The following is a 26,440-nucleotide window of genomic DNA, read 5'->3' as shown; positions in this document are numbered from 1 at the left end:
AGGCCCGGCCTCAGGCCGGATCGCACCGCACCCCGGTCGAGTGATTCGGGCAGTACCCGCCCGGGTTCTTGATCAGGTACTGCTGGTGGTAGTCCTCGGCGTAGTACCAGGTCGGGGCCTCGGTGATCTCGGTGGTGATCTCGCCGTACCCGGCCCGCCGATAGGCCTCGGCGTACTGCTCGCGCAGCCGCTGGGCCGTGGCGGCCTGGTCGGGGGAGGTGGTGTACAGCGCCGACCGGTACTGGGTGCCGACATCATTGCCCTGACGGAAACCCTGGGTCGGGTCGTGGGCCTCGAAGAACATCCGCACCAACTGCTCGTAGCTGACCTGTTGCGGGTCGAAGCAGACCCGCACCGCCTCGGCGTGGCCGGTGCGTCCGGTGCAGACCTCTTCGTAGGTGGGGTTGGGGGTGTAGCCGCCTTGGTAACCGACCGCGGTGTTCAGCACCCCGGGGGTCTGCCAGAACATCTGTTCCTCACCCCAGAAGCACCCCAGCGCGAAGTAGCCGATCTCGGAGCCGGCGGGGGTGTCGTCCACGGCGGTGTCGAAGACCCGATGCCGCAGCCCCGGGGCCAACACCGGGGTGTCCCGGCCGGGCAGGGCCTGATCGGGGCCGACCATTGTCGGGGTGGGGCGGCGGAAGAAGAACTCCATGGGTCCAGTCTGGCGCACCCGGCCAAGACTGCAACGTGCCGATTCACGGTCCGCCATCCACCGTGGTGGTTTTCCGACCCGCGAACGGGCACTTTGCAGCAGCTCAGCTCGGCAGGGCCCAGTCGATGGGCTCGGCGCCCTGTTGTTTCAACAGCTCGTTGACCCGGCTGAAGGGCCGGGACCCGAAGAAGCCCCGGTCGGCCGACATCGGTGAGGGGTGGGCGCTGGCCACATGCGGAATCGACCCCAGGGCCGGGATCAGTTGCTGGGCATCGCGTCCCCACAGGATCGCCACCAGCGGCCCGCCGCGGGCCAGCAGTACTTCCAGGGCCCGGTCGGTGACCTTCTCCCATCCCTTGCCGCGGTGGGCTCCGGGGCGCCGGGGCTCCACGGTCAGGCACCGGTTCAACAGCAGCACTCCCTGTTCGAACCAGGCGGTCAGGTCGCCGTGTGCGGCCGGGGTGATGCCCAGGTCGGCCTCGAGTTCGCGGTAGATATTGCGCAGACTGCCCGGCAAGGGGCGCACCTCACGGGCCACCGAGAAGCTCAGGCCGACCGCATGGCCAGGGGTGGGGTAGGGGTCCTGGCCGACCAGCAGCACCCGGACATCGGACAGCGGTCGGGTGAAGGCGCGCAGCACATTCGGCCCCGCCGGTAGGTACTGGCGACCCGCAGCGATCTCGGCGCGCAGGAAATCGCCCATCTCGGCGATCGTGCCGGCCACCGGTTCCAGGGCCTCGGCCCAGTCGGGGGCGATCAGCTCAGCGAGCGGTTGCGGCATGGGAATCCTCCGATCCCGGTCGGGTGTTGGGCATCCGAATGGCCATCAGCACCGTAATCAACCACAGTGCGGCACCCACCCCGAAGGCGACCACCGGGTTGGTCGTGTCCCACAGCCAGCCGGCCACCAGCGGTCCGACGATCTGACCGACATCGCCCATCATCGAAAACACCGCCACCGGGGTGCCCCCGCGGCCACCGGCGGCATCACCGACGCTGGCCGCCGGGGCGGTGCCGAGCATCGATCCGGCCACCCCGTAGGCAGCCAGAGCCAGGATCAGCACCCAGATATTGGGGGCGATCGCGACCACCATGATGGCCACCATGGCCAGTGCCGGGCCCATGATCGCCGCCGGGCGGCGACCCGCCCGGTCGACGAAACGGCCGGCCGGGCCCAGCGCCAGGGTCTGCACCACGGCCGCGACCGCCAGGGCGATCCCGGTCCACACCGGGTCGCGGTGCAACACGCTGACCACCAGCACCGGGGTCAGCGAGGATCGCACGCCCATCGAGGTCCAGCCGTTGGAGAAGTTCGACATCAGCGCGGCCTGATAGCGCTTGTCGCGCAGCACCTGACCGAAGGGCTTCACCTCCGAACCCGAGCCGGTGGTCTGATGGGTGACCGGGCGCAGCAGGATCAGACCGACCGCACCGGCCACCAGCAGGGTGACGGCATAGAAGAAGAACGGTGCGGTGAGGCTGATCTTGGCCAGCAGGCCACCCAGGGCCGGGCCGGCCATGCCGCCGAGCAGGAAGCCACTCTGGTAGGTGCCGACGGCCCGACCCCGCCGATCGGCCGCGACCGTGTTGATCAACAGGGTCATCGCCGACACGGTGAACATGGCCGAGCCGATGCCGCCGCCGGCGCGGGTCAGCAACAACTGCCAGTAATTCGTCGACAGCCCCATGCCCACCGAGGAGGCCGCCACGATCACCATGCCGATGCCGAGGGTGAGGCGTTCGCCCAGGGCCGAGATCAGCGGCCCGGTGAAGGGGCTGGTCGCCAGCCGCAACATCGCGAAGGACGACACCACCAGTCCGACCCAGAACTGGCCCACCCCGAACGACCCGGCGTAGACCGGCAGCACCGGAATCACCACACCGAAGCCGACCATCACGAAGAAGGCGATGATCGCCAGCACGATCACATTGCGGGGTAGGCCGGTGCGTTTGGCGACCGCCCGGCGCAGGCGGTCGTACCACCCGGGCGATGAGGCAGTCACCCGCCCGACTCTAGCCGCGGCCGCAGCAGCAACCCGCCGGCCCCGCGATTCGGTGGGACGGGGTTCACCCCGAGTACTCCCCGAGAAACGAAAGAACCTCTTTCCAATCTGGTAGATGTGGCTTTATATTTGAAACATGAGCGAAGAGCCTGATCTGTCTGCGATTCTCCAAGACCTGGCCGAGGGGCGCATCGATGCCGCCGAGGCCTCCCAGCGCATTGATGCGCTGAAGAACGATCCGACCGACGACGGCTCGACCTCCGAGCACTGGGCCGCCGAACGTCGCCAGCACCCGGGACGAGCCGAAGAGGTCTTCGAGCCGGGCTCGGCAGCGCCCGAGGATCCCGAACCGCCGCCCAGCCAACGCCGCACCGGATCGGCCAAGGGCGTCGAACGGGTCAGCGTGCACGCCGTGGGCCGGAGGGTTCGCATCGTCGGGGAGCGGGGCGTTGCCACCGCTGCCGCCGATGGACCCCATGTGCTGCGCCGCAACGGATCGACCCTGGAAATCTCCAGCGATGGTGAGATCGGCGCCTCCATCGACGGGTTCACCCTGCTGCGTCCACCGCGCAGCCTGGACGATCTGCGCAACCTCGGCCTGGGCAAGGAACTGTTCATTCGGGTCAACCCGAATGTGGTCGTCGATGTCGAGGTCACCGCCGGACGCCTGCAGACCGAGGACGTGCCCTACCTGGGCAAGGTTCGGGTCACCGCCGGCGGCGCCCGGATCGAAGGAGTGAAAGAGATCTCCGACGCGCTGATCCAGGCCGGCCAGGCCACGATCAAGGGTGAGATCACCACCGGACGCTCCCGGATCCGCTCCGAATCCGGTTCCCTGCACGTGCATCTGGACGACGACTCCAATGTCACGGTGCGTGCCGAGGCCCAACTGGGCCGAGTGGTGTGGACCGGTGGGCACAGCGGTTCCGGCGACGAGGTGGTGATGGGCAACGGCTCGGCCCGCCTCGACGTCGGGGTGGTGATGGGTCAGGCCAAGGTTCGCGTCGGCTCGACACCCGAGGACGGTGAGCACGATGAGTGATCGGCCCCGTCCGCCCCATCGGGCTCCCAGCGATTGTCCGGTCTGCGCCGACCAGTTGGAGGTGACCCGGCTCGGCTGTGCCTCCTGCGGCACCGAACTGGCCGGCGAGTTCGCGAGCTGTCCGTTCTGCTCGCTCGATGATGCCGACCTGCAGATGCTGAAAGTGTTCCTGACCTCCCGCGGCAACCTGCGCGAGGTGGAGAAGCACCTGGGGGTCTCCTACCCGACCGCCCGGGCCAGGTTCACCAACCTGCTGGTCAACCTGGGGTTCGAAAAGGGAGCCCCGGCTCCGGCACCGGTCGACCGGGACAAGGTGCTCGCCGATGTCGCGGCCGGGGTGCTGAGCCCCGCAGAAGCGCAGCGGCTGCTGGCCGAGGCCCGGTGAGCCGCCCGGTGGCGGGCATCCGGAAAGCGGGAAGCTCGGATGAACCGCCACCGGGGTTCGGATAAACTCTCCCAATGGCTGAAAACATCACCGAGACTATTTGGCTCACCCAGGAGGCGTACGACAAGCTCGTCGCCGAACTCGACCACCTCAAGGACGAAGGCCGCGCGGAGGTTTCCGCCCGCATCGCCGCCGCCCGCGAGGAGGGCGACCTGAAGGAGAACGGTGGCTACCACGCCGCCCGCGAGGAACAGGGCCAGCAGGAGGCCCGGATCCGACAGCTCGAGGACATCGTGCGGCGCGCCGAGGTCGGCGAGTTGCCCGAGGACCCGGACGAGGTCGGGGCCGGATCCCAGGTCACCATCGCCTTCGACGGCGATGAGGACGACACCGAAACCTTCCTGCTCGGCTCCCGCGAGATGATCGGGCTGGACAAGGACGTGGACATCTCGGTCTACAGCCCGCAATCCCCGCTGGGCAGCGCGATCATGGGACGCAAGAAGGGGGACACCGTCACCTATCCGACCCCGGCCGGCAAGGACATCGAGGTCAAGATCATCAAAGTTGAACCCTTCCAGGGGTAACCGGCAGTGCCGGCCCGGGAGCCGGCAGTGTTTTCCGCCAGCGCCGAGCCGCACACCATCGGGTGTGCGGCTCGATCGTTTGGTCGGGTCACTCCACCGGGGTGCAACCCTCCAAGGACACCGAGGTGGCCCGCCGGAAGGTTTCGATCGAGCCGCGCACCCGCACCAACTCGTGTTCGCTCGGCGGAATGCGCAGATCCAGGATCTCGCCCACCCGCTCGTGGTTGGTGGCCTGGGCGATCAAGGTGCACGACGCCTCCACCGACGGGTCGGGGCGTTGCACCGTCAACTCGTACTTGGCCTCCCGGTCGGAAACGATGTCGAAGGTCGTGACCTGGGCCGACACGGGGGGCTGCGACTGCCGGCCCGCAGTGATCACCAACCAGGTGAGCGAAACCGCGGCCAGCACCAGAACGCCGACGATCACCGCCCATCGAGGTACTCGCGAGGGTGGGTAGCGGCGGGCCAAACGGTCGGCAACGGAACTGGAGGACACCTGTTCATCCTAGATGTGTGGCACACCGACGAACGTGGCAAGGTAGTCCGGTGACCAACCACGACCACGAACCCGCCGCGCTGCGCGTCGACGCAGCCGGTGAACGCTTGCGCCTGCTGTGCGTGCACGCCCACCCCGACGACGAGTCGAGCAAGGGTGCGGCCACGATGGCGATGTATCGCGAACAGGGCGTCGAAGTGGTCGTGGCGACCTGCACCGGTGGGGAGCGGGGCTCGATCCTGAACCCGGCGATGGACCGTCCCGACATCATCACCAACCTGCCCGAGGTGCGCCGACGGGAAATGGAAGCCGCCCGCGACATCCTCGGGGTGGAACAGGTGTGGCTGGGCTTCGTCGACTCCGGCCTGCCCGAGGGCGATCCGCTGCCGCCGCTGCCCGAGGGTTGCTTCGCGCTGCTGGACCCGGAGGAGGGGGCTCGTCCGCTGGTCGAGTTGATCCGCCGGTTCCGTCCGCACGTGGTGGTGACCTATGACGAGAACGGCGGCTACCCGCACCCCGACCACATCATGACCCACACCATCTCGATGCTGGCCATCGAACAGGCCGCCGACGAGGCGCATCGTCCCGAGGCCGGACCGGCCTGGCAGGTGCTGAAGACCTACTACCAGTTCAGCTTCCACTACGACCGCTACGCCGCCCTGGACGCCGAGATGCGGCTGCGCGACATGGAATCGGTCTACGCCGACCGGCTGAAGGACTGGGAACGCGACGAGGCCCATCAGGCCCGGGTCACCACCAAGGTGCCGTGCTCGGACTGGTTCGAGGTGCGTGACCGGGCGCTGCTGGCCCATGCCACCCAGATCGACCCGAACGGCTTCTGGTTCGCCGTACCCCTGGAGGTACAGGCCGCGGCGTGGCCCACCGAGGACTACGAACTGGTCGACTCGCAGGTGCCCACCGAGCTTCCCGAGGACGACCTGTTCGCCGGGATCGCCGAGCCGTTGCGATACGACGAGTTGTGAACGGCCGATTCCGGGTACCATGCAGCACATGATCCTGTTGGAGATTCCGCCGAACATCGACCCCGACGTGGTTCGTCCCGGTTGGGGCGCGTTGTTGCTGGTGCTCGGCCTGGGCGTGGTGCTGGCACTGCTGCTCTGGTCGATGGTGCGCCACATGCGCCGGATCGACGTTCCCTACGCCGACGAGGTGCAGGGCGCCAACAGGGGTGTGCAGAACTGGGGCGAGGAGATGCGCGCCAAGTCACCCGATTACGACGCCGAGGACGAGCCGGCGTCCAGAAACGATCACCCCGTCAGTTGAAGCAGCGGGGTATCGTCCACCGCTTCCCGGAACACCTCCGCAACCTCCCGCAGTAGTTCGGCCTGCACCGAGGTCTTGCGCCAGACCATCGCGATATCGCGCGATGGTGCCGGTTCGGCGAACCTGCGCAGTGACAGCGACGGGTTCTGCGGTACCGGGGGTGAGACGGACAGTTCCGGCAACAGGGTGATGCCCACCCCGGAGGCCACCATCAGCCGTAGCGTTTCCAGGCTGGTCGCCTGGAAGTCGGGACGGGCCACCGCGCCGGTGTTGGCACAGACGTCCAGGGCCTGATCGCGGAGGCAATGGCCCTCGGTCAACAGCAGTAGGTCTTCGGCGGCCAACTTCGTGCTGGACAGGGCCGACGGTGAGTCGGCCAAGGGGTGCTCGGCCGGGGTTGCCAAGACGAAATTCTCCCGGAACAACGGCTCCGCGTGCAGCGCCTCATCGTTCACCGGCAGGGCGATCAGGGCCGCGTCGAGCCGTCCGGTGCGCAACTGTGACACCAGGGTGTCGGTCTTCTCCTCCACCAGCAGGATCTCCAGCTCCGGGAAGGCCCGGTGCAACTGCGGGGTGATGTGCGGCAGCAGGTAGGGCGCCAGGGTGGGGAAGGCGCCCAGACGCAGCGTCCCGGCATAGGGCTCGGAGGCGAACCGGGCGATCCGGCGGATCTCGGCCACTTCGGCCAGAATCTGCTTGGCCTTGTCCACGACCAGGTCGCCGACGGGGGTGAACAACACCTGACGGGAACCCCGTTCGATGAGGTCCACCCCCAACTCGGTCTCCAGCTTGCGGATCTGGGTCGACAACGTCGGCTGGGAGGCATAGCTGGCTGCTGCCGCCCGGCCGAAGTGCCGATGCTCGTCGAGAGCGACGAGGTATTCCAGGTCGCGCAGGTTCACTCAGGCCACCGGAACCCGGATCAGGTGGTCGAAGGCGGACAGGGCGGAGGTGGCCCCGGCACCCTCGGCGATCAGGATCTGCTTGTAGGGCACCACGGTGCAGTCGCCGGCGGCGAAGACACCCGGCACCGAGGTGTTGCCCCGGTCGTCGATCACGATCTCACCGCGCTCGCTCAGTTCGACGGTGCCCTTCAGCCATTCGGTGTTGGGCAGCAGGCCGATCTGGACGAAGACGCCGTTGACGTCGAGGTGACGCGATTCGCCGGTGGCCCGGTCCTCGTAGTTCAGGCCGGTCATCTCGGAGTCGTCACCGAGCACCTCGGTGGTGCGTGCGCCGGTGATCACCTCGGTGTTGGGCAGCGAGTGCAGCTTGCGCAGCAGCACCTCGTCGGCCTTGAGCTCGTCGAGGAACTCCACCACGGTGACGTGGCTGGTCACTCCGGCCAGGTCGATCGCGGCCTCGATGCCGGAGTTGCCACCGCCGACCACCGCGATCGGCTTGCCCTTGAACAGCGGGCCGTCGCAGTGCGGGCAGAAGGAGACACCCTTGTTGCGGTACTCCTGTTCGCCGGGCACACCCAGGGTGCGCCAGCGGGCGCCGGTGGCCAGGATCACGGTCTTGGCGCGCAGTTGGCCGCCGCCCTCGAAGTGCACGGTGTGCAGCCCCTCGGCGCCGTCACCCGGTTCGAGCTTCTCGGCGCGGACGTTCTTGATCAGGTCGATGTCGTAGTCGCTCATGTGCTGTTCCAGGGCGGCGGCGAAGGCCGGGCCCTCGGTCTTGGGCACCGAGACGAAGTTCTCGATCGACATGGTGTCCAGGGTCTGCCCACCCACGCGTTCGGCGGCCACGCCGGTGCGGATGCCCTTGCGCGCGGCGTAGATCGCGGCCGCGGCACCGGCCGGGCCACCGCCGACCACGAGCACGTCGTAGGCCTCGCGCTCGTTCAGCTTCTCGGCCATCCGGGCGCCACCGGAGGTGTCGAGCTTGGCGACGAAGTCGGCGATGTCCATCCGGCCGGCGCCGAACTCTTCGCCGTTGAGGAAGACCGTCGGCACGGCCAGGATGCGGCGTTCCTCGACCTCGTCCTGGAACAGCGAGCCCTCCACCGCGGTGTGCTTGATCTTCGGGTTGACCACCGCCATCGCGTTCAGGGCCTGCACCACGGTGGGGCAGTTCTGGCAGGTGAGCGACATGTAGGTGACGAACTCGTACTCACCGTCGAGGTCCTTCACCGCCTCCAGCACCGCCTCGTCCTCCTTGACCGGCACACCGCCGACCTGCAGCAGGGCCAGTACCAGGGAGGTGAACTCGTGGCCCATCGGCAGGCCGGCGAAGCGCACCGAGATATCGCTGCCGGGGCGGGCGATCGCGAAGGACGGCTTGCGCTCGTCGTCGTCGGTGCGCACGTGGCTGACCAGGTCGGAGCAGGCGGCGATCTCGTCCAGCAGTTCGGCCATCTCGGCCGACTTGGGACGGTCGTCCAGCGAACTGCGCAACTCGATCGGCTCGGTGATGCGTTCCAGGTACTGGGTGAGTTGGGCGGTGAGATTGGCGTCGAGCACAGCGTTCTCCTGATCGAACTAGAGGTGGCCGCGGTGAACGGCCGAGCCGCCGGTGGACGGCTTGGTTGGACGGTGGGGTTGGCCACCCGGCGTGGGGAGGGGCCCGGTGGGGACCGAAGGGGGTGGGTTGTGTCGTGGTGTGACAACGGCGGGTGACCGGCTTGCGGTCACCCGCCGTCGGCACGGGTATTGCTTCAGTGACGCGCCCGTGGCGCGCGGTGCGGGATGATCAGATCTTGCCCACGAGATCGATCGAGGGAGCCAGGGTTTCGCTCTCCTCTTCCCACTTGGCCGGGCAGACCTCGCCCGGGTTGTTGCGCACGTACTGGGCGGCGCGGACCTTGCGCATCAGCTCGGCGGCGTTACGGCCGATGCCCTCAGCGGTGGTCTCGGTGAACTGGATGATGCCGTCCGGGTCGACCAGGAAGGTGCCCCGGTCGGCCAGACCGGCGCCCTCGCGCATGTTCTGGAAGTTGTTGGTGATCTCACCCGAGGGGTCACCCAGCATGTAGTAGTTGATCTTGCCGATGGTCTCGGAGGCGTCGTGCCAGGCCTTGTGCACGAAGTGGGTGTCGGTGGACACGGAGTAGACCTCGACGCCCATCTTCTGGAGCTCTTCGTAGTAGTCGGCCAGGTCACCCAGTTCGGTGGGGCAGACGAAGGTGAAGTCGGCCGGGTAGAAGAAGAAGATTGCCCACTTGCCCAGCACGTCGGTGTCGGAGACCTCGACGAACTCGCCCTGACGGAAGGCGGTGGTGGTGAAGGGGAGAATCTTGGTGTTGACGAGCGACATGGATGCCCTTTCGGTCGGTGACTGACAAGCATCAGCTTACATCAGTTTCATGAATCGTGAAACCTAAAATCGATTGATTGTATCGATGTAAGCGATTGCGTGACTCTATCGTGACATTGACCGGATCCACCCCTTCACCGGGGTCGACTCAGTTCTCGTGGGCAGCACTCGCCCGCAGCGGAGGCCACTGTTTACCGGCATTGGCCCGCCGGATCGCCCCGGCCGCATCCAGATCGCCGTACGCCTGCAGGGCGGCCACGATCCCGTCGACGTCCTCGGGCGACTTGTTCTGCGAGAGCTTCTGCTTCGCCTCGATCCGGCCGATCCTCAGTTCCAAACCGACGATCGCCCGGGCCATACCCTCGATGTAGTGCGCGGGGGCGTCCGCCGGCGTCCAGGGGTCGGGCATCGAGGCCTCGAAGGTGCGGCTGAGCTCATCGACCTGGGCGCGGATCCACTCCGGTTCGTGATGGACGATCAGTTCGCCGTGCAGATGGATCGCCTCGTAATCCCAGGTCGGAACCTGTCGCGGATTGGTTGCGGTGCTGGGCAGCCACCGGGGTGAGATGTAGGCATCCACGCCGGTGACGATCACCACCGAGTCACCGGTGGGCTCGGCCCGCCAGTGCGGATTGAGTTTGGCCAGGTGCGAGTACAGCGCACCGTGGCTGCCCACCGTCGGGTGATAGGTCCACGGCAGGTGGGTGATTTCCAGCCCAGCGGCGGTCGGCGTCACCAGGACGGCCAGGCCGACGAACTCCAATACCTCGTCGACCCAATCGGGGTCGGCCTCGAAACGCTCCGGGATCCACACCCGGATCAGGCTAGTCGACCCACCAGCCGCGATCTCCCCAGCCGTACATCGACTCCGCCCGGCCACCGTCGCGCGAGCCCAGGTAGGACCCGACCACCGCCGCGCCCAGATCATCGGCCTCGGGGTTGACCACCACCCCGTCCACCCGTTTGGCCATCTGCTCGGTGAACCGGGCCAGGCCCGGGTCGGTGCCGAGCCGGAAGAAGGTCACCTTCGCACCGAGCCGGCCGGCGGCCTCCAACTCGGCCACGGTCACCGAGATGGTCACCGGGTGCGGCGGATAGCTGAACAGCACCTCACCGTCGGGCAGCAGGTGTGAGGTCGGCTCACCGTCGGTCACGATCAGCAACACCGGCTGCTCGCCGGGGTGGCGGCGGAAGAACCGGTTCGCCAGCAGCAGCCCGTGGTGCAGGTTGGTGCCCTTGTCGAACCAGGGTTCGAGGGCGGTGAGTTCCTCGATGGAGGTGTCGCGGGCGTGTCGGCCGAAGGTGATCAGCTCGAGTTGATCACCACGGAACCGGGTGTTGATCAGCGAATGCAGCGCCAGGGCGGTGCGTTTCATCGGCACCCACCGTCCGTCCATCACCATCGAGAAGGAGGTGTCCACCAGCAGGGCGACCGCCGAACGGGTGCGGGCCTCGGTCTCGTGCACCCGGATGTCGCGGACGTCGATCCGCAGGTCGGTGGGGTCGCCACCCTCGGCGACGGTGCGGTGCACCGCGCTGGTGATGGTGTCGGTGACATCCCACGGTTCGGTGTCGCCGAACTCCCATTCCCGGCTCGCCCCGGTCTGTTCCCCGGCGGCACCGGCCAGTCGGGTGTCGCGTTGGCCCTGGCGGGCCGACAGTCGCTCGGCGGCGTCCTTGAGTAGTTGTTTGCCCAACCGGCGCATGGCCTGCGGGGTGAGCTTGAGTTGGCCGTCGGAGGCCCGGTTGAGGTAACCCGAATCGCGCAGCGCCTTGTCCAACTCCTGCAGGGTTCGGGCCGCCACCGTGCCCTCTTCGCCGAACTGGCGTCGCAGGGCGTCGAGATCGATGTCGTCGAGCCGGGCGCCCGGGTAGGACTGGGAGAGTTGCTCGGCCAGTTCATCCAGATCGGCCAGGTCCTGCAACGCACCGGTGCCGTCGCCCAGCCCCAGTCCCTCCTCGCCGGAGAAGCGCTGCGAGCCGCTCCAATCCTCACCGGGACGCATCGCCTGGAGGTTCTCGCCGAGCCGGCCGAGTTCCTCCATCAGCTCCGGTGAGCCGAAGGCCTGCTGGGCCAACTCCATCAACTCGGCGCGCTGTTCGGGTGACATCGAGTTCAGCATCCGCTGGGCCGCGGCCGAGCGCTTCGCCAGGGTGTCGATCAGCTCGTCGATGTCCTGCGGATTCTCCGGGAAGTGATGGCCGTGTTCGGCCATGAAATCGTCGAAATCCTGATCGGTGTCCGCACCCCGACGGTGCTTGTCCAGCAGCTCGTTGAGGTCGCGCAGCATCTGCTGCACCTCGGCCCGGTCTTCGTCGGTGGCATTCTCCAGGGCCTGCTTCATGCCTTGGAAATGCTGATCGAGAAACTCCCGGCCGAGCAGGTCGGTGATCTGTTCGTACTTCTCCCGGGCCTCCGGCGAGCGCCAGTCGTAATTCGACAGTTCGGTGACGGCCGCGGCCGGGGAGTTGGGCAACTCCGCGATCCGCATCTCGGCGAAGCGGGCGTCGTCGTCCAGATCGCGGGCGAGTTGTTTGCGTTCGGCCAGCACCGCTTGATCGAGCAGTTCCTTGACCTGGTTCAGAGTGCCGTCCAGATTGTGCCGCCGCAGCAGATCGGCGCGGCGCTGCTGCACCCGGCGCGCCAGGTCGTCCAGGCCCTGCTGGTCGCCGCCCCCACGGCGCAGGAATTCCTGCATCGCCCGCTCGGGGGAGTACCCGGCCATCACGTCCTCACCGATCTGTGACAACGCCTCCTGCAGATCGACCGGGGGCGCCAAGGGGTCCGGGCCGTCGTGATAACGGCCGTACTGGCTGGGACGTCGACGGGGGTACATCAGCCGTACACCGTCGTTGCTCCGGCCGAGTCCTTCGAAATCCGGCGGGCCAGATAGAGGCCTTCGAGGGCGAACTCGCAGGCGGCCGCCCGTTGCCCATCGGTCTCGGCACCCAGCCGTTCGGCCACCTCGTCATAGACCTCCGCGGCCGCAGTGGGCAGTTCGGCCAAGAACTCCGAACTCGACACCCGCTCACCGGTGGTGATCAGGGCCCCGTCCTCGACCGCCTCGACCAGAGCCCCGAAATCGACCCCGGCCAGATGTTCGCGCACCGTCTCGGCGGTGGCCACCCGCAGCAAGTGATCGAGGATCTCGCGTTCGCGGCCCTCTTCCCCGGACTCGAACTCCACCTTGCCGCCGAGCACGTCCACCGCGGTGGCCAGATCCACAACCCGGGCCACGGCCTCGTCCTCACCCTGGCTGGTGGCCCGGTGCAGGGCCGAGGCGGCGACGGTTTCGGCCCCGGCGATGGAGAACCGTGCCGAGACCCCGGAGCGCTGATCGACCGCGGTCGAGGCACGCAGGCCCCGGGTGAACCGGGCCAGGATCTCCAGCAGGTATTCGGGTACCTCGGCGACCAGATCGGCCTCCTGGCGGATCACCGCCATCTCGTCGATCAGGTCGAGCGGGTAGTGGGTGCGGATCTCGGCGCCGAACCGGTCCTTCAGCGGGGTGATGATCCGGCCGCGGTTGGTGTAGTCCTCCGGGTTGGCCGAGGCGACCACCAGCACGTCCAGCGGTAGTCGCAGCACATACCCTCGGATCTGGATGTCGCGTTCCTCCATCACGTTCAACATCGCCACCTGGATGCGTTCGGCCAGGTCGGGCAACTCGTTGATCGCCACGATGCCGCGGTGGCTGCGCGGGATCAGCCCGAAGTGAATCGTTTCCGGGTCGCCCAGTCGGCGGCCCTCGGCCACCCGCATCGGATCGACGTCACCGATCAGGTCGGCCACCGAGGTGTCGGGGGTGGCGAGTTTCTCGGCATAGCGTTCATCGCGGTGCCGCCAGCGCACCGGAAGGTCGTCGCCCAGTTCGCTCGCCCGGCGCTTGGACTCGTGGCTGATCGGCTCGTAGGGGTGTTCGCCCAGTTCGCTGCCGTCGATCACCGGTGACCATTCGTCGAGCAATCCGACGAGACTGCGCAGGAGGCGTGTCTTGCCCTGACCGCGCTCGCCCAGCAGCACCACGTCGTGGCCGGCCAACAGGGCGCGTTCGAGCTGGGGGATCACGGTCTCGCCCAATCCGTGCAGCCCCGGCCAGGGATCGGTGCCGGCGGCCAGGGCAGCCAGCAGATTGTCGCGAATCTCCTGACGCAGGTGCTTGGCGGTGTGCCCCGATGCCCGGAGTTCGCCCACGGTGCGGATCTGAGGTGCTGTCACCTTTTCCAGGCTACCCACCGAAGGGTGATCCGCCCACCGATTGTGCCGCTGGTTCGTGGGACGATACGTCCATGTCTGCTGTGTCTGATCATCGTGACCTGTCGGCGGCCCTGACCAAGGCCGGGATCGAGGACGTTCGCGCCGACACGATGACCCGGGCCCTGTACTCCACCGATGCCTCGTTGTACCGGGTGGTGCCGCAGGTGGTGGTGATGCCCCATGACGCCTCGGAGGTGGCCGCCACGCTGGCGACCTGCCGTGATCTCGGGGTGCCGATCACCGCCCGCGGGGCGGGTACCTCCTGTGCGGGCAACTCGGTCGGCCCCGGGGTGGTGCTCGATTTCTCCCGGCACATGAACGGCATCGATCGCGTCGACCCGGCGGCCCGTACCGCAGTGGTGCAGCCCGGGGTGGTGCAGGCCGCGTTGATGAAGGCCGCCGCCCCGCACGGCCTGCGGTTCGGGCCCGACCCGTCCAGCCTCAGCCGCTGCACGATCGGCGGCATGATCGGCAACAACGCCTGCGGCAACCGGGCCCTGGCCTTCGGCCGCACCAGCGACAACATCGTCGGCCTGGAGGTGCTCACCGGCACCGGGCACTGGCTGACGGCCACCAGTGGGGTGGACGGGCGCACCGCCACCGTCACCGGGGCCGACGCCGAGGTCACCGCGGTGCGCGACCTGATCGGGGCCAACCTCGCCACCGTGCGCACCGAGTTCGGGCGCTTCACCCGGCAGGTCTCCGGCTACGCCCTGGAGCACCTGGCTCCGGAGAACGGCTTCGACCTGGCCCGGATGCTGGTCGGTTCGGAAGGCACCCTGGGCATCGTCACCTCCGCCACCGTCCGGTTGATCGGTGATCCGCCGCAGACCGTGCTCGCGGTTCTCGGTTTCGACAACATCGCCGCCGCGGGCGACGTGGCGCACCTGCTCAAACCGCTCGGGGCCACCGCGGCCGAGGGCATCGACCGACGCATCATCAATGTGATGATCGAGCGCCGCGGTGCGCACTCGGTACCCGAACTGCCCGCAGGGGACGCGTGGCTGTTCGTCGAAATCCCCGGCGAAACCCATCAGCAGGCCCTGGCCGAGGCCGAACGGGTCGTCGCCGAGATCGCCCCGCCGACGTCCCGGATCGTCACCGACCCGGCCGAGGCCTCCGCGCTGTGGAAGATCCGCCAGGACGGGGCCGGGCTGTCGGGACGCAGCCCCCGCGACCTGCCCGCCCACGCCGGTTGGGAGGACGCCGCGGTACCGCCGGAACAACTCGGCAACTATCTGCGCGACTTCGACGCCCTGCTCGCCGAGCACAATCTCACCGGCCTGCCCTACGGCCATTTCGGCGACGGGTGTCTGCACATCCGCCTCGACTTCGACCTGGAACGTCCCGGCGGACGGGGCCGGTACCGGGAGTTCATGCTGGCGGCCGCCGACCTGGTGGCCGGCTACGGCGGATCGATGTCGGGTGAACACGGCGACGGACGGGCGCGCAGCGAGTTGCTGCCGAAGATGTACTCACCGGAAGCGCTGGCACTGTTCGGTGGCATCAAGCGGGCCTTCGACCCCGACAACCTGCTGAACCCGGGCGTTCTGGTCGACCCGGCCCCCACCGATGTCGACCTGCGGGTCGCTGACAGTCGCTACTTCGCCGGCGAACTGGGGTTCAAGTACACCCGCGACGGCGGCGACCTGGCCCAGGCGCTGCACCGCTGCACCGGGGTGGGCAAATGCCGCGCCGACGCGACCAGCACCACCGTGATGTGCCCCTCGTACCAGGCCACCAGGGAGGAGAAGGACTCCACCCGGGGTCGGGCCCGGATCCTGCAGGAGGTCAGCAACGGAGGGCTGATCGATTCCTTCGGTGCCGCCGAGGTGCTCGAGGTGCTCGACCTGTGCCTGTCGTGCAAGGGTTGCGCCTCCGATTGCCCGACCGGCATCGACATGGCCACCTACAAGTCCGAGGCCCTGCATCAGGCCTACCGGGGCAAGCTGCGTCCGATCGCGCACTATTCGCTGGGCTGGCTGCCGAGGTGGGCGAAGTTGGCTTCCAAGGTGCCGTGGCTGGCCAATGCGGTGCTGAAGCTGCCGGTGATCAGTTCGCTGTTCCTGCGGCTGGCCGGGGTTGACCCGCGGCGCAAGATCCCGACCTTCGCCAACCGCACCTTCCGCTCCTGGTGGAAGTCGCACGCCCCGCTGGGGGAGGGCAAGCCGGTGGTGTTGTTCGTCGACACCTTCGCCAACGCCTTCACCCCGCACGTGGCCCGGGCCGCGGTCGAGGTGCTGCGGGCGGCCGGCTACGCCCCGGTGCTGACCGAACGCCAGGAATGCTGTGGGTTGACCTGGATCTCCACCGGCCAGGTGGACGGTGCCAAACGGTTGATGTCGCGCACCGTCGAGGCGCTGGACGAGTTCGCCGTCCGTGGGGTGCCGATCGTGGGGCTGGAGCCGTCCTGCACCGCTGCACTGCGCCACGATGCGGTCGAACTGCTCGACACCGACCAGGCCCGCCGGGTGGCGGCCGCGACCCGCACCCTGGCCGAGTTGTTGATCGCCGACGACGACTGGCGCAGCCCCGACCTGAGTGGGGTCGAGGTGGTCACCCAACCGCACTGCCACCACCACGCGGTGATGGGGTACAGCACCGACATGGCGCTGATGAGCAAGGCGGGGGCCGAGGTGCAACGCCTCGGTGGTTGCTGTGGGTTGGCCGGCAACTTCGGCATGGAACAGGGCCACTACGACATCTCGGTGGCGGTGGCCGAACAGCAACTGTTGCCCGCGGTGCGCAAGGCCGGTGCCGATGCGGTGGTGGTCGCCGACGGCTTCTCCTGCCGCACCCAGTTGGCCGACCTGGCCGAACGCGACGGGGTGCACCTGGCCGAGGTGCTCGCCGAGCGGTTGCCCAAGGAGTGAATCGTCCGGGGCCCGGTGGGGCTCAGCCGCTGGTGACCGCCAGCAGAATGCTCGTCCAGTGGCAGCAGAAGGCGATGATGGTGCCGGCGTGGAAGATCTCGTGATAGCCGAACCAGGCCGGTGCGGGGTCGGGACGTTTGCGTCCGTAGACCACCGCCCCGAGGGTGTAGAACAGTCCGCCGACGATCAGCAGCACCACCACCGCCACGCCGCCGGAGTTCCAGAAGGTCGGTAGCCAGAACACCGCGACCCAGCCCATCGTGATGTAGAGCACCACGTACAGCCAGCGCGGGGCCGACAGCCAGAAGATCCGGAAGAACAGGCCCAGCAGAGCGGCACCCCACACCACCGACAACAGCACGACCCGGGAGGTGCCGTCCAGCAGGGTCAGGGCCAAAGGAGTGTAGGTGGCTGCGATGAACACGAAGATGTTGGCGTGGTCCATCCGGCGCAGGACGGCCATCGCCGTCGGTGACCAGGTGCCCCGGTGATAGATCGCCGAGGTGCCGAACAGCAACAGGGAAGCGGCCAGGAAGACCACCGACCCGAGCACCCCGGCGCGGGTGTCGGCCACGAAGATCAACACGATGCCGGCGACGATCGCCAGCGGGGTCCAGCCGGCGTGCAGCCAGCCGCGCAGCTTCGGTTTGACCGCGGCTGCGGCCTGGTCGGGCAGCAGGGTGTCCAGCAGGTCGGGCATCTCGCTCCTGGGGTAAGTTACGGAAACGTAGGTTACGCAACCGAAGGTAATGCTACGCCTCGCGGTCGTCCGCGCAAGCCCAAAGGGAGGTCGTGGAGTGTGACGTACGCGATGTCCGTACGCTTAGCCGCATGAAACGAGCAGAGAAGTTCCGTGAATGGCTGGATCGCCTCCATCCGTCCGGGCTCCTCTATGCCACCTACGAGCACCGTCTGCTCGCAGAACTCGACCGCGACCGGCTACCGCAACACATCGCGGTGCTGGCCGACGGCAACCGGCGCTGGGCCCGGGCCAATGCGCCCGGGGAACCGTTGGTGGTGGGGTACCGGGCCGGCGCGGACAAGCTGAAGCAATTCGTCGATTGGGCCGACGAGGCCGGGGTGCCCTTCGTCACCTTGTGGGTGTTGTCCACCGACAACCTGTCGCGCAGTGCCGACGCCGAACTGATGCCGCTGCTGGACGTGATCGCCACCATGGTCACCGATCTGGCCGCGACCGGACGTTGGCGGGTGCAGCCGGTCGGTGACCTCGATCTACTGCCCGACGAGGTGGCCGCGACCCTGCGTGCGGCGGATGACCGCACCGCCGAGGTCGACGGGATGCACGTCAACGTCGCGGTCGCCTACGGCGGACGACACGAACTGCGCGATGCGGTGCGCGAAATGCTCGCCGAGAAGGCCGAGCGCGGTGAGACCCTGGCCGATGTCGCCGCGAGCCTGGAGATCGACGAGATCGGCGAACACCTCTACACCCGCGGCCAGCCCGACCCCGACCTGATCATCCGCACCTCGGGGGAGCAACGCCTGTCGGGGTTCTTGATGTGGCAGTCGGCGCACTCGGAGTTCTACTTCTGTGAGGCGCTGTGGCCGGACTTCCGCAAGGTCGATTTCATTCGCGCCCTGCGCGCCTACGAGCAGCGCGAACGCCGCTACGGACGCTGAGGCGCGAACCGCCGGGTTGTCGAACCGCCGGGTTGTCGAACAGAAGGTGAATCCTGGGTGACACCGGCCGAGTCGCGTCGCCAAATGACCGCGCCGGGCTACGTTGGTCACACGGACAGAGGGGAAGCTGTCCGACCAGGAGGCACAACGATGCGTCGCCCAGCTCACCTGAGCCGGACCCGCGGGCCTGCACCGGGCCGCCAACCCTGGCCGATCACCTGAAAACAGGTGGAGGCCGGGCGAAGGTGCCGCACGGTCTTCATCGAGAAGGACAAGCCGTGCCCGATAGTGTTCGTCGGACCTACGTCCTCGACACCTCAGTTCTGCTCAGTGATCCCCACGCGCTGCGGCGCTTCGACGAGCACGATGTGATCGTGCCGGTCGTGGTGATCACCGAACTCGAAGGCAAACGTCATCACCCCGAATTGGGATATTTCGCCCGAACCGCGCTGCGCCATCTCGACGACCTCCGGGTCAGATACGGCCGCTTGGACGGGCCGGTGCCGGTCAACGAGGGTGGCGGCACCCTGCGGGTGGAGTTGAACCACTCCAACCCCGAGGTGTTGCCGGCCGGTTTCCGGCTCGGCGACAACGACTCGCGCATCCTCGCGGTGGCACTGAACTATCGGGCCGAGGGCCACGATGTGGTGCTGGTGTCGAAGGATCTGCCGATGCGGGTCAAGGCGTCCTCGGTGGGCCTGCAGGCCGACGAGTACCGCCACGAGTTGACCTCCGACAGCGGCTGGACCGGGATGACCGAGCTCGAGGTGAGTGCCGACCAGATCGGTCAGCTCTACGAGCAGCACGAGATCGATGTCGACGAGGCCCGCGACCTGCCCTGTCACACCGGGGTGGTGCTGCTCGGCGGTGGCAGTTCCGCGCTGGGTCGGGTGACACCGAACAAGCAGGTGCGGTTGATCCGCCACGAACAGGACGTCTTCGGGATCCACGGCCGCAGCGCCGAGCAGAAGGTAGCCCTGGACCTGCTCACCGACCAGTCGGTCGGCATCGTGTCGCTGGGCGGCCGGGCCGGCACCGGTAAATCGGCCCTGGCGCTGTGTGCCGGGTTGGACGCGGTGCTGGAGCGGCAGTTGCACCAGAAGGTCGTGGTCTTCCGTCCCCTCTATGCCGTGGGTGGTCAGGGTCTCGGGTACCTGCCCGGTGGTGAGGACGAGAAGATGGCGCCCTGGGCCCAAGCGGTGTTCGACACCCTGGGTGCGGTGACCAATAAGCATGTGATCGACGAGGTGTTGGCCCGCGGGATGCTCGAGGTGCTGCCGCTGACCCACATTCGCGGTCGGTCGCTGCACGACGCCTTCGTGATCGTCGACGAGGCGCAGTCCCTGGAACGCAATGTGCTGCTGACCGTGCTCAGCCGGTTGGGCCAGAACTCACGGGTGGTGCTCACCCACGACGTCGCCCAGCGCGACAACCTGCGGGTTGGACGCCACGACGGGGTGGTCTCGGTGGTGGAACGGCTCAAGGGTCACCCGCTGTTCGCCCACGTCACGCTGACCCGTTCGGAGCGTTCCCCGATTGCCGCCCTGGTCACCGAAATGCTCGAGGAGGGCACCTACTGAGGCGTGGAATAGCGCGGGGCCCGATGGTTCGGTGACACCGTGTCCACTGAGCGGGACCGGGGGTAACCAACGAGTAGGGTTCATTCGACAGTTGGGGCCATAGTGTGATCCACAGCACACGCTGTTTACCGCTCGAGGAGCCCCCTTATGTCAAGAACCGTCGTCATCACCGGATGCGCTTCGGGCATCGGTGCCGCCGCCGTCCGTCGCTTCGCCGAGGAGCCGGACATCACCATCATCGGTGTCGACCGTGTCGAGTCGAACGATCCTGCGGTCAGCCGCTGGGTGATCGGTGACCTGTCCTCCCGGGCCGGGGTGGAAGCCGTTGCCGAGCAGATCACCGAGGACGTCGACGTCCTGGTCAACAACGCCGGCGTCGCGGGCACGATGCCGTGGCGCACGGTGTTGTCGATCAACACGCTGGCTCCGCGCGACCTCACCGAATTGCTGTTGCCGCAGTTCACCAAGGACGCCGCGGTGGTCACCACCGCCTCCCAGGCCGGGTTCATGTGGTCGATGAACTTCGACCTGCACCAGAAGGCCCTGGCCGTGGAGGACTGGGACCAAGCACTGGCCATCTACGGCGAGCGCGACGGCATCGACTCGGCCGCCTACGGGCTGAGCAAGGAGGCGGTGATCGTGTGGACCGGTAACTTCACCATCGCCGCCAAGGCCCTCGGGGTGCGCGCCAACACCGTCTCCCCGGGCACGGTGGACACCCCGCTGCTGCCGAGCTTCCGCGAGGCGATGGGCGCGGAGATGATCGACGGAGCCAGCCGCTGGGCCGGCCGACACGCCAAGCCGGCCGAGATCGCCGAGGGCATGTACTTCCTCACCTCACCGGCCGCGTCCTGGGTCAACGGCATCGACCTGCCGATCGACGGCGGGTTCAGCCCCTTCGTCTACCACACCTATGTCGCCCCGGCGATGGCCGACATGATGGCCGCCACGACCGCGATGGGCGAGGAATTGGCCGCCCTGAAGGCCGAGAAGGAAGCCCGGGGGCCCGGGAACACCGATGGCGTGGAAGCGGCGCAGACTGAAGCGGGAGTGCAGGCATGAGCGAGCTGATTTCGATCAACCCGGCCACCCTGGAAGAGGTCGGCCGCACCCCCGTGAGCAGCCCCGAGGACGTCGACCGAGTGGTGCGCGAAGCCGCCGAGGCGGGCAAACAGTGGCGCAACACCAGCCAACGTCGCCGTCAGGGCCTGCTCGGGGCCTGCTCGGTGAAACTGATGCAGCGGCAGAAGGAGATCGCGAAGGTGCTGTCGGCCGAGGTCGGCAAAACCGTTGAGGACGCCGGCTGGGAGATCTGGGTCGCCTCCTACGCCTTCGCCCATGCCGCCCGGGTCGAGTTCGAGTCCACCGCCGAGGCACCCGACCACGCCGGCCGGACGATCACCGTCGAGCGCTACCCCTACGGTGTGGTCGCCGCGATCGTGCCGTGGAACTTCCCGGCCTTCTTGGCCGCGGCCAAGGTGGCCTCGGCCCTGGCCGCCGGCAACACCGTGGTGATGAAGCCCGCCGAGAGCGTCGCGCTGAGCATGCAGAAGGTCATCGACGTGCTGAACGAGGTGCTGCCACCGGGAGTGGTCGGCATCGTGCAGGGCGGCCCGGAGGTCGGCAAGGCTCTGATCGACCACCGCGAGGTGCGCAAGGTGTCGTTCACCGGCTCGACCAAGGTCGGTCGGGTGATCATGCAGCAGGCCGCCGAAACCCTCACCCCGGTGACCCTGGAGTTGGGCGGTAACGACCCGGCGATCGTGCTGGACGATGCCGATCTGGTCTACACCGCCTCGGCCCTGGCGCACAGCGCCTTCTACAACGCCGGCCAGATGTGCATCGCCCCCAAGCGCGCCTACGTGCCGGCCGACAAGGTGGTCGAGTTCAACGAGCACTTCGCCAAGGCCATGAGCCAGTTGACCGTAGGCGACGGCTCGCAACCGGGGGTCAAGGTCGGGCCGCTGCACAACAAGGCGCAGCTCGACATCAACAAGCAACTCCTCGACGACGCGGTCAGCCGCGGCGCCACGGTCGTGGCCGGTGGCGGACGCGGCACCGACCTGCCGGGCCACTTCCTGGAACCGACCCTGGTCACCGGCGTCGACGATTCCTTCGACCTGGTCTCGCAGGAACAGTTCGGCACCGTCTTTCCGGTGGTCGGCTACACCGATGTCGACCGGGTGGTCGAGGTGGTGAACAGCCAGGAGTACGGCCTCGGTGCCTCGGTCTGGGGCAGTGAGGAGCGGGCCACCGAGATCGCGCACCGGATCGAGGCCGGCACCGTGTGGGTGAACCAGCACAACTCCCTCGAGGTCGATCTGCCCTTCGGTGGGGTCAAGCAGTCGGGCTTCGGACGTGAGGGTGGCACCGCCGGCATCGACGACTTCAGCCAGTGGCGGGTCATCGACGTGCGTCGCGGAGGCTGAAGCAACACGAAAAGACTCGGGTGACCGGTTGGCGAGGTCGACCACCCGAGTCTTTTCGTGGGCCCATTCCGGGCTGTCGGACGCCGCACGTCCGGTTGGCGGAATGTGTGAGGATGGCCCCCATGGCCAACAGACCCCGCGGACGAGAGACCCTCGGCGACATGATTCGTTCGATGGCGCTGTTGGTGTTGCCGGTGCTGGGTTTGCTCGCGCTGATCACCGTGGTTCCCGAGGACGACGAGAACATCAACCCGGTGGACTGGCAGCCGATACTGGCCCAGGCCCGGGAAGCGGCCCCGTACCAAGTGCTGGCACCGGTCGGGATCCCGGAGGGCCCCGGCCAGTGGATGGCCCGGCACGCCCGCTGGACCACCAGTGCGGAGAGCATTCCCGACGATGTCGGCGGCAACCATTGGATGTTGGCCTTCCTGGACCCGGGCCGCACCTACATCGCACTGCACCAAACCGACGCCCCCGCCCTGCCGACGATGCAGAAACTCACCCGCGAGGGGGTTCGCGATGGTGAACAGCAGATCGGCGGGCGCACCTGGGAGCAACGGGTGTCACCCGACGACCGCACCCGGGCGCTGGTGTGGCAGGACGGTGAGGTGATCACCGTGGTGGTCGGAGACACCGGCTATGAGCAACTGGCCGCGTTCGTCAGCACCCTCACCACCGGGGACTGACCCGCCCGATCCCTCAAGATCGTGTGACTTCTTGTCCGGCAGGCGAGCAAGATGTCACACGTTCTTTGTGTCCTTCGAGGCTGATCCGGCGGCCTCGCGAGCCACCCGAATCCGCTCCTCGGCCCCGTCCAACCATTGCCGACAAATCGTGGCGAGTTCTTCACCGCGCTCCCACAGCGCCAGGGAGTCGGCCAACGGGGCCTGCCCCGATTCCATCTTCTGCACGATGCTGCGCAGCTCGTCGCGGGCCTGTTCGTAACTGAGTTCGGGTTCGGTCACTGTTCGTCTCCTGCCGGGGAATGGGGTTCGGCCTCGCGTACGGCCAGGATCAGTCGGCCGTCGGCGAGTTGGGCGGCGATGTCGTCGTCGACGTCCACGTCGGCGATCGAGGTGATGGTGTCGGCGGTGCCGTCGGTCAGGATCGCGTAGCCGCGCTGCAAGGTGGCCTTCGGTGACATCGCCCGCACCCGAGCCAGCTCGTTGTCGATGGCCCGCCGCTCCTCGGCGACCCGTCGAGAGATTGCCAACTGCAGCCGCTCATGAGCGGTGACCAACTGCTCGCGGTGCACCACCAGGGTTGCGGACGGATCGCGCAGCACCGGCCGATGACACAGGTCGTTCAGGCTCTGCCGTTCTCGGTCGAGGCGCAGGCGCAGGGCTTGGCGCACCCGGGTGAGGGCCTCGGTGACCCGCTGCTGTTCCTCGGCGACATCGGGCACCACCCGTTTCGCCGCATCGGTGGGGGTGGAGGCGCGCAGATCGGCCACCAGATCGATGATCGGGGTGTCGGTCTCGTGCCCGATCGCGCTGACCACCGGGGTGCGGCAGGCCGCAACCGCACGCACCAACCCCTCATTGTTGAACGGCATCAGATCCTCCACCGACCCGCCACCGCGGGCGATGATGATCACGTCCACCTCGGGGTGACCATCCAGCCGGGCCAGGGCGTCCATCACCTGCTCGGCCGCCTGGGTGCCCTGCACCAAGGTGTGCTGCAGTTCGATCTGCACCGCGGGCCAGCGACGCTGCAGGTGCTCCAACACATCGCGTTCGGCGGCGGTATTCGCCCCGGTAATCACACCGACCCGGCGGGGGAGAAAGGGCAGGGGCTTGCGGTGGATGGGATCGAACAGGCCCTCGGCCTGCAGGGTGCGCTTGAGGTGTTCGAGTTGGGCCAACAACCGGCCCTCGCCGGTCGGGCGCAGGTCGCTGCATTCGAAGGACAGGCGTCCCGACTTCTTCCAGTACTGAGGTTTGACCCGGGCGACCACCGTCGCTCCCTCGGCCACCGGGCCGGCCCGGTCCAGCACCACGGGGCTCATCGAGACGCTCACCGAAATCGCGGCGTCGGTATCGCGCAGCACCAGGAATACCGTGCCGCTGCGCCGGTTGAGTTCGACCACCTGTCCGGTCACCCACACCACACCCAGCCGGTCGATCCAGCCACGCACTGCTTCGGCGATCACCTGCAGCGGCTGGGGGTTCTCCGGGCTTGATTCCAGGGCCATGTCGTCCACCCTAGGCAACGTCACTGACAATCTGCCCGGCCGGCGTCACGAAAGTGTTGGTTCAGGTTCGGTCGCCTAGACTGCCTTGCATGACCGCCGAACAGAGCCCTGCCCAGTCCGACCGCCGCGTGGTGGTCGCCGCTCCGCGTGGCTATTGCGCGGGTGTCGACCGTGCCGTGGTGACGGTGGAACGCGCCCTGGAGATGTATGAGCATCCCGTCTACGTGCGCAAGCAAATCGTGCACAACCGGCATGTGGTCGAAGACCTCGAGGCCCGGGGTGCGATCTTCGTCGAAGAGCTTTCCGAGGTGCCCGAGGGTGCCACCGTGGTGTTCTCGGCCCACGGGGTGTCCCCGATGGTGCGTGGCGAGGCCAAGGAACGCGGCCTGCGCGCCATCGACGCGACCTGCCCGCTGGTCACCAAGGTGCACAACGAGGCGAAACGGTTCGCCTCCGACGACCTCGACATTCTGTTGATCGGTCATGCCGGCCACGAAGAGGTCGAGGGCACCGCCGGTGAAGCACCCACCCACATCACCCTGGTGCAGTCGCCCGAAGAAGTCGACCAGATCGAGGTGCGCGACCCGGCGAAGGTGGCCTGGCTCAGCCAGACCACCCTCAGCGTCGACGAGACGATGGAGACCGTGCGGCGGCTGCGCGAGAAGTTCCCGCTGCTGATGAACCCGCCCTCGGACGACATCTGCTATGCCACCCAGAACCGGCAGTCGGCGGTGAAGCAGATCGCCGAGCACAGCGACCTGGTGATCGTGGTCGGCTCGTCCAACTCGTCCAACTCGGTGCGTCTGGTCGAGGTGGCCCTTGAATCCGGTGCCAAGGCGGCCTACCGGGTCGACAACCACACCGAGATCGACCCCGCCTGGCTCGACGGAGTCACCTCGGTGGGGGTGACCAGCGGCGCCTCGGTGCCCGAAAGCCTGGTGCGCGGAGTGCTCGACTACCTGGTCGAGCAGGGCTTCCCGGAGGCGGAGGAAGAGCGGCTCACCGAGGAGAACCTGATCTTCGCCCTGCCGCCCGAACTGCGCAAGGACATGAAGCGCAAGGCGTGAGCGAACGCTGGCCGGCGCCCGGGCAGGGTGCACTCGCCGAGATCGAGGTCAAGAAGTCCCGCTTCCTGGCCATCGTGCGCCGGGCCACGACCGCCGATGAAGCGCGCGAATTGGTAGCCGAGGCCCGCCGGGAGTATCCCGGTGCCCGGCACTATTGCAGCGCCCATGTGATCTCCGAGCCCGGTGCGCAGCCGATCTGGCATTCCAACGACGACGGCGAGCCAGCCCAAACCGCCGGCCGCCCGATGCTGGACGTGCTGGTCGGGTCGGGGTTGAGTAATGTCGCCGCGGTGGTGGTGCGCTGGTTCGGCGGAACTCTGCTGGGCACCGGCGGCCTGGTGCGGGCCTACTCGGAGGCGACCAAGCTCGCCCTCGACGCCCTGGGCACCGTGCGGGTGGAGATGGTCGACCTGTGGCGGTTGCCGGTCGACCACGTCACCGCCGGACGGGTGGAGGCCGAACTGCGCGATGCCGGAGTCACGGTGCACGAGGTGGAATACGCGGCCTCGGGAGTGTTGCTGACCCTGGCCTCGAACAATGCCGACGAGCTGGCCCGGTTGGTGGCCTCGGTCACCGCCGGGGCGGGGGAGTTGACCGGCGCGGGTCGCGTCCTGGTCGAATATTCGAACACATAATCGCCTGCCCTCGGAGCGTCCGGCCCGAAACTGTCGGTGGCACCCGGCAGGATCGA

Annotated in this window: 26 protein-coding genes; 13 read left to right on the top strand and 13 right to left on the bottom strand. The window is 67.8% G+C overall.

Annotation, left to right across the window (positions count from 1 at the left end; all coding sequences use genetic code 11):
* Window positions 1–10 precede the first annotated feature (10 nt).
* From msrA to ACR4XW_RS02505, 3 genes are all read right to left on the bottom strand, one after another.
* A complete protein-coding gene (gene msrA / locus ACR4XW_RS02515; RefSeq protein ID WP_434758933.1) occupies window positions 11–655 on the bottom strand; it encodes a peptide-methionine (S)-S-oxide reductase MsrA in 645 nt (214 codons plus the stop codon).
* A 103-nt stretch (window positions 656–758) separates the two neighbouring features.
* A complete protein-coding gene (locus ACR4XW_RS02510; RefSeq protein ID WP_434758932.1) occupies window positions 759–1,436 on the bottom strand; it encodes a uracil-DNA glycosylase in 678 nt (225 codons plus the stop codon).
* Complete coding sequence (locus ACR4XW_RS02505; RefSeq protein ID WP_434758931.1) at window positions 1,417–2,658, bottom strand: MFS transporter; 1,242 nt, start codon at window positions 2,656–2,658, stop codon at window positions 1,417–1,419. Before ACR4XW_RS02505 ends, ACR4XW_RS02510 begins: the two co-directional genes overlap by 20 nt.
* A 136-nt stretch (window positions 2,659–2,794) precedes the next feature.
* On the opposite strand from ACR4XW_RS02505, the gene ACR4XW_RS02500 reads away from it, so the two are divergent.
* From ACR4XW_RS02500 to greA, 3 genes are all read left to right on the top strand, one after another.
* Complete coding sequence (locus ACR4XW_RS02500; protein WP_434758930.1) at window positions 2,795–3,700, top strand: hypothetical protein; 906 nt, start codon at window positions 2,795–2,797, stop codon at window positions 3,698–3,700.
* Window positions 3,693–4,085, top strand: a complete 393-nt coding sequence (locus ACR4XW_RS02495; RefSeq protein ID WP_434758929.1) for a DUF2089 domain-containing protein — start codon at window positions 3,693–3,695, stop codon at window positions 4,083–4,085. The genes ACR4XW_RS02500 and ACR4XW_RS02495 overlap by 8 nt, the downstream gene beginning before the upstream one ends.
* A gap of 74 nt (window positions 4,086–4,159) precedes the next feature.
* The gene (gene greA, locus ACR4XW_RS02490) at window positions 4,160–4,669 is read left to right on the top strand and encodes a transcription elongation factor GreA (RefSeq protein WP_434758928.1); all 510 of its coding nucleotides are present in this window, start codon (window positions 4,160–4,162) and stop codon (window positions 4,667–4,669) included.
* 88 nt (window positions 4,670–4,757) lie between these two features.
* On the opposite strand, the gene ACR4XW_RS02485 is transcribed toward greA, so the two are convergent.
* Complete coding sequence (locus ACR4XW_RS02485) at window positions 4,758–5,165, bottom strand: DUF4307 domain-containing protein (RefSeq protein WP_434758927.1); 408 nt, start codon at window positions 5,163–5,165, stop codon at window positions 4,758–4,760.
* A 50-nt stretch (window positions 5,166–5,215) separates the two neighbouring features.
* Here ACR4XW_RS02485 and mca point away from each other — a divergent pair, with 50 nt between their 5' ends.
* A complete protein-coding gene (mca, locus tag ACR4XW_RS02480) occupies window positions 5,216–6,148 on the top strand; it encodes a mycothiol conjugate amidase Mca (protein ID WP_434758926.1) in 933 nt (310 codons plus the stop codon).
* 28 nt (window positions 6,149–6,176) lie between these two features.
* On the top strand, window positions 6,177–6,449 hold the full coding sequence (locus ACR4XW_RS02475; protein WP_434758925.1) for a hypothetical protein: 273 nt from the start codon (window positions 6,177–6,179) through the stop codon (window positions 6,447–6,449).
* Here ACR4XW_RS02475 and ACR4XW_RS02470 read toward each other — a convergent pair.
* From ACR4XW_RS02470 to ACR4XW_RS02445, 6 genes are all read right to left on the bottom strand, one after another.
* Window positions 6,434–7,351 carry a LysR substrate-binding domain-containing protein gene (locus ACR4XW_RS02470; RefSeq protein ID WP_434758924.1) on the bottom strand — a complete coding sequence of 306 codons (918 nt, stop codon included), beginning with the start codon at window positions 7,349–7,351 and terminating at the stop codon, window positions 6,434–6,436. The genes ACR4XW_RS02475 and ACR4XW_RS02470 overlap by 16 nt on opposite strands.
* Window positions 7,352–8,914, bottom strand: a complete 1,563-nt coding sequence (gene ahpF, locus ACR4XW_RS02465; RefSeq protein WP_434758923.1) for an alkyl hydroperoxide reductase subunit F — start codon at window positions 8,912–8,914, stop codon at window positions 7,352–7,354.
* A 229-nt stretch (window positions 8,915–9,143) separates the two neighbouring features.
* On the bottom strand, window positions 9,144–9,707 hold the full coding sequence (ahpC, locus tag ACR4XW_RS02460) for an alkyl hydroperoxide reductase subunit C (RefSeq protein WP_434758922.1): 564 nt from the start codon (window positions 9,705–9,707) through the stop codon (window positions 9,144–9,146).
* 148 nt (window positions 9,708–9,855) lie between these two features.
* Window positions 9,856–10,521, bottom strand: coding sequence for an FMN-binding negative transcriptional regulator (locus ACR4XW_RS02455; protein WP_434758921.1), 666 nt, complete (start codon window positions 10,519–10,521; stop codon window positions 9,856–9,858).
* 10 nt (window positions 10,522–10,531) lie between these two features.
* Window positions 10,532–12,544 carry a vWA domain-containing protein gene (locus ACR4XW_RS02450; protein ID WP_434758920.1) on the bottom strand — a complete coding sequence of 671 codons (2,013 nt, stop codon included), beginning with the start codon at window positions 12,542–12,544 and terminating at the stop codon, window positions 10,532–10,534.
* Window positions 12,544–13,926: a magnesium chelatase ATPase subunit I gene (locus ACR4XW_RS02445; protein ID WP_434758919.1), complete on the bottom strand. Its 1,383-nt coding sequence runs from the start codon at window positions 13,924–13,926 to the stop codon at window positions 12,544–12,546. The genes ACR4XW_RS02450 and ACR4XW_RS02445 overlap by 1 nt, the downstream gene beginning before the upstream one ends.
* Window positions 13,927–13,997: 71 nt before the next feature.
* Here ACR4XW_RS02445 and ACR4XW_RS02440 point away from each other — a divergent pair, with 71 nt between their 5' ends.
* Complete coding sequence (locus ACR4XW_RS02440; protein WP_434758918.1) at window positions 13,998–16,838, top strand: FAD-binding and (Fe-S)-binding domain-containing protein; 2,841 nt, start codon at window positions 13,998–14,000, stop codon at window positions 16,836–16,838.
* 22 nt (window positions 16,839–16,860) lie between these two features.
* Here the strand turns inward: ACR4XW_RS02440 and trhA are convergent, their stop codons facing one another.
* Window positions 16,861–17,538: a PAQR family membrane homeostasis protein TrhA gene (gene trhA / locus ACR4XW_RS02435; RefSeq protein ID WP_434758917.1), complete on the bottom strand. Its 678-nt coding sequence runs from the start codon at window positions 17,536–17,538 to the stop codon at window positions 16,861–16,863.
* A gap of 131 nt (window positions 17,539–17,669) precedes the next feature.
* On the opposite strand from trhA, the gene ACR4XW_RS02430 reads away from it, so the two are divergent.
* The 5 genes from ACR4XW_RS02430 (at window position 17,670) to ACR4XW_RS02410 (ending at window position 23,174) form a co-directional block, all read left to right on the top strand.
* On the top strand, window positions 17,670–18,479 hold the full coding sequence (locus tag ACR4XW_RS02430) for an isoprenyl transferase (RefSeq protein ID WP_434758916.1): 810 nt from the start codon (window positions 17,670–17,672) through the stop codon (window positions 18,477–18,479).
* 278 nt (window positions 18,480–18,757) lie between these two features.
* Complete coding sequence (gene phoH2 / locus ACR4XW_RS02425) at window positions 18,758–20,059, top strand: RNA 5'-3' helicase PhoH2 (RefSeq protein WP_434758915.1); 1,302 nt, start codon at window positions 18,758–18,760, stop codon at window positions 20,057–20,059.
* A gap of 147 nt (window positions 20,060–20,206) precedes the next feature.
* The gene (locus ACR4XW_RS02420) at window positions 20,207–21,121 is read left to right on the top strand and encodes an SDR family oxidoreductase (protein WP_434758914.1); all 915 of its coding nucleotides are present in this window, start codon (window positions 20,207–20,209) and stop codon (window positions 21,119–21,121) included.
* On the top strand, window positions 21,118–22,488 hold the full coding sequence (locus ACR4XW_RS02415; RefSeq protein WP_434758913.1) for an aldehyde dehydrogenase family protein: 1,371 nt from the start codon (window positions 21,118–21,120) through the stop codon (window positions 22,486–22,488). Before ACR4XW_RS02420 ends, ACR4XW_RS02415 begins: the two co-directional genes overlap by 4 nt.
* Before the next feature lie 122 nt (window positions 22,489–22,610).
* Window positions 22,611–23,174, top strand: a complete 564-nt coding sequence (locus tag ACR4XW_RS02410; RefSeq protein WP_434758912.1) for a DUF4245 domain-containing protein — start codon at window positions 22,611–22,613, stop codon at window positions 23,172–23,174.
* Between the two features lie 54 nt (window positions 23,175–23,228).
* Here the strand turns inward: ACR4XW_RS02410 and ACR4XW_RS02405 are convergent, their stop codons facing one another.
* Together ACR4XW_RS02405 and xseA are read right to left on the bottom strand one after the other, a co-directional pair.
* Window positions 23,229–23,453, bottom strand: coding sequence for an exodeoxyribonuclease VII small subunit (locus ACR4XW_RS02405; RefSeq protein WP_434758911.1), 225 nt, complete (start codon window positions 23,451–23,453; stop codon window positions 23,229–23,231).
* Complete coding sequence (gene xseA, locus ACR4XW_RS02400; protein WP_434758910.1) at window positions 23,450–24,682, bottom strand: exodeoxyribonuclease VII large subunit; 1,233 nt, start codon at window positions 24,680–24,682, stop codon at window positions 23,450–23,452. The genes ACR4XW_RS02405 and xseA overlap by 4 nt, the downstream gene beginning before the upstream one ends.
* 89 nt (window positions 24,683–24,771) lie before the next feature.
* Here xseA and ACR4XW_RS02395 point away from each other — a divergent pair, with 89 nt between their 5' ends.
* Window positions 24,772–25,749, top strand: a complete 978-nt coding sequence (locus ACR4XW_RS02395) for a 4-hydroxy-3-methylbut-2-enyl diphosphate reductase (RefSeq protein ID WP_434758909.1) — start codon at window positions 24,772–24,774, stop codon at window positions 25,747–25,749.
* The gene (locus ACR4XW_RS02390) at window positions 25,746–26,384 is read left to right on the top strand and encodes an IMPACT family protein (protein ID WP_434758908.1); all 639 of its coding nucleotides are present in this window, start codon (window positions 25,746–25,748) and stop codon (window positions 26,382–26,384) included. Before ACR4XW_RS02395 ends, ACR4XW_RS02390 begins: the two co-directional genes overlap by 4 nt.
* Window positions 26,385–26,440: the final 56 nt, after the last annotated feature.

The organism is Pseudenemella bisphenolivorans (assembly GCF_051133435.1).
Lineage (GTDB): Bacteria > Actinomycetota > Actinomycetes > Propionibacteriales > Propionibacteriaceae > JAAYAO01.
The sequence above is the reverse complement of the archived record's forward strand: the minus strand, read 5'-3'. Positions and strand labels throughout refer to the sequence as shown.

Coding starts and splice junctions, on each gene's coding strand:
- xseA (WP_434758910.1), bottom strand. CDS start 24,682: ATGGCCCTGGAATCAAGCCCGGAGAACCCCCAGCCGCTGCAGGTGATC.
- ACR4XW_RS02500 (WP_434758930.1), top strand. CDS start 2,795: ATGAGCGAAGAGCCTGATCTGTCTGCGATTCTCCAAGACCTGGCCGAG.
- ahpC (WP_434758922.1), bottom strand. CDS start 9,707: ATGTCGCTCGTCAACACCAAGATTCTCCCCTTCACCACCACCGCCTTC.
- ACR4XW_RS02495 (WP_434758929.1), top strand. CDS start 3,693: ATGAGTGATCGGCCCCGTCCGCCCCATCGGGCTCCCAGCGATTGTCCG.
- ACR4XW_RS02475 (WP_434758925.1), top strand. CDS start 6,177: ATGATCCTGTTGGAGATTCCGCCGAACATCGACCCCGACGTGGTTCGT.
- ACR4XW_RS02450 (WP_434758920.1), bottom strand. CDS start 12,544: ATGTACCCCCGTCGACGTCCCAGCCAGTACGGCCGTTATCACGACGGC.
- ACR4XW_RS02410 (WP_434758912.1), top strand. CDS start 22,611: ATGGCCAACAGACCCCGCGGACGAGAGACCCTCGGCGACATGATTCGT.
- ACR4XW_RS02420 (WP_434758914.1), top strand. CDS start 20,207: ATGTCAAGAACCGTCGTCATCACCGGATGCGCTTCGGGCATCGGTGCC.
- ACR4XW_RS02440 (WP_434758918.1), top strand. CDS start 13,998: ATGTCTGCTGTGTCTGATCATCGTGACCTGTCGGCGGCCCTGACCAAG.
- ACR4XW_RS02415 (WP_434758913.1), top strand. CDS start 21,118: ATGAGCGAGCTGATTTCGATCAACCCGGCCACCCTGGAAGAGGTCGGC.
- trhA (WP_434758917.1), bottom strand. CDS start 17,538: ATGCCCGACCTGCTGGACACCCTGCTGCCCGACCAGGCCGCAGCCGCG.
- msrA (WP_434758933.1), bottom strand. CDS start 655: ATGGAGTTCTTCTTCCGCCGCCCCACCCCGACAATGGTCGGCCCCGAT.
- ACR4XW_RS02395 (WP_434758909.1), top strand. CDS start 24,772: ATGACCGCCGAACAGAGCCCTGCCCAGTCCGACCGCCGCGTGGTGGTC.
- ACR4XW_RS02510 (WP_434758932.1), bottom strand. CDS start 1,436: ATGCCGCAACCGCTCGCTGAGCTGATCGCCCCCGACTGGGCCGAGGCC.
- greA (WP_434758928.1), top strand. CDS start 4,160: ATGGCTGAAAACATCACCGAGACTATTTGGCTCACCCAGGAGGCGTAC.
- ACR4XW_RS02430 (WP_434758916.1), top strand. CDS start 17,670: ATGAAACGAGCAGAGAAGTTCCGTGAATGGCTGGATCGCCTCCATCCG.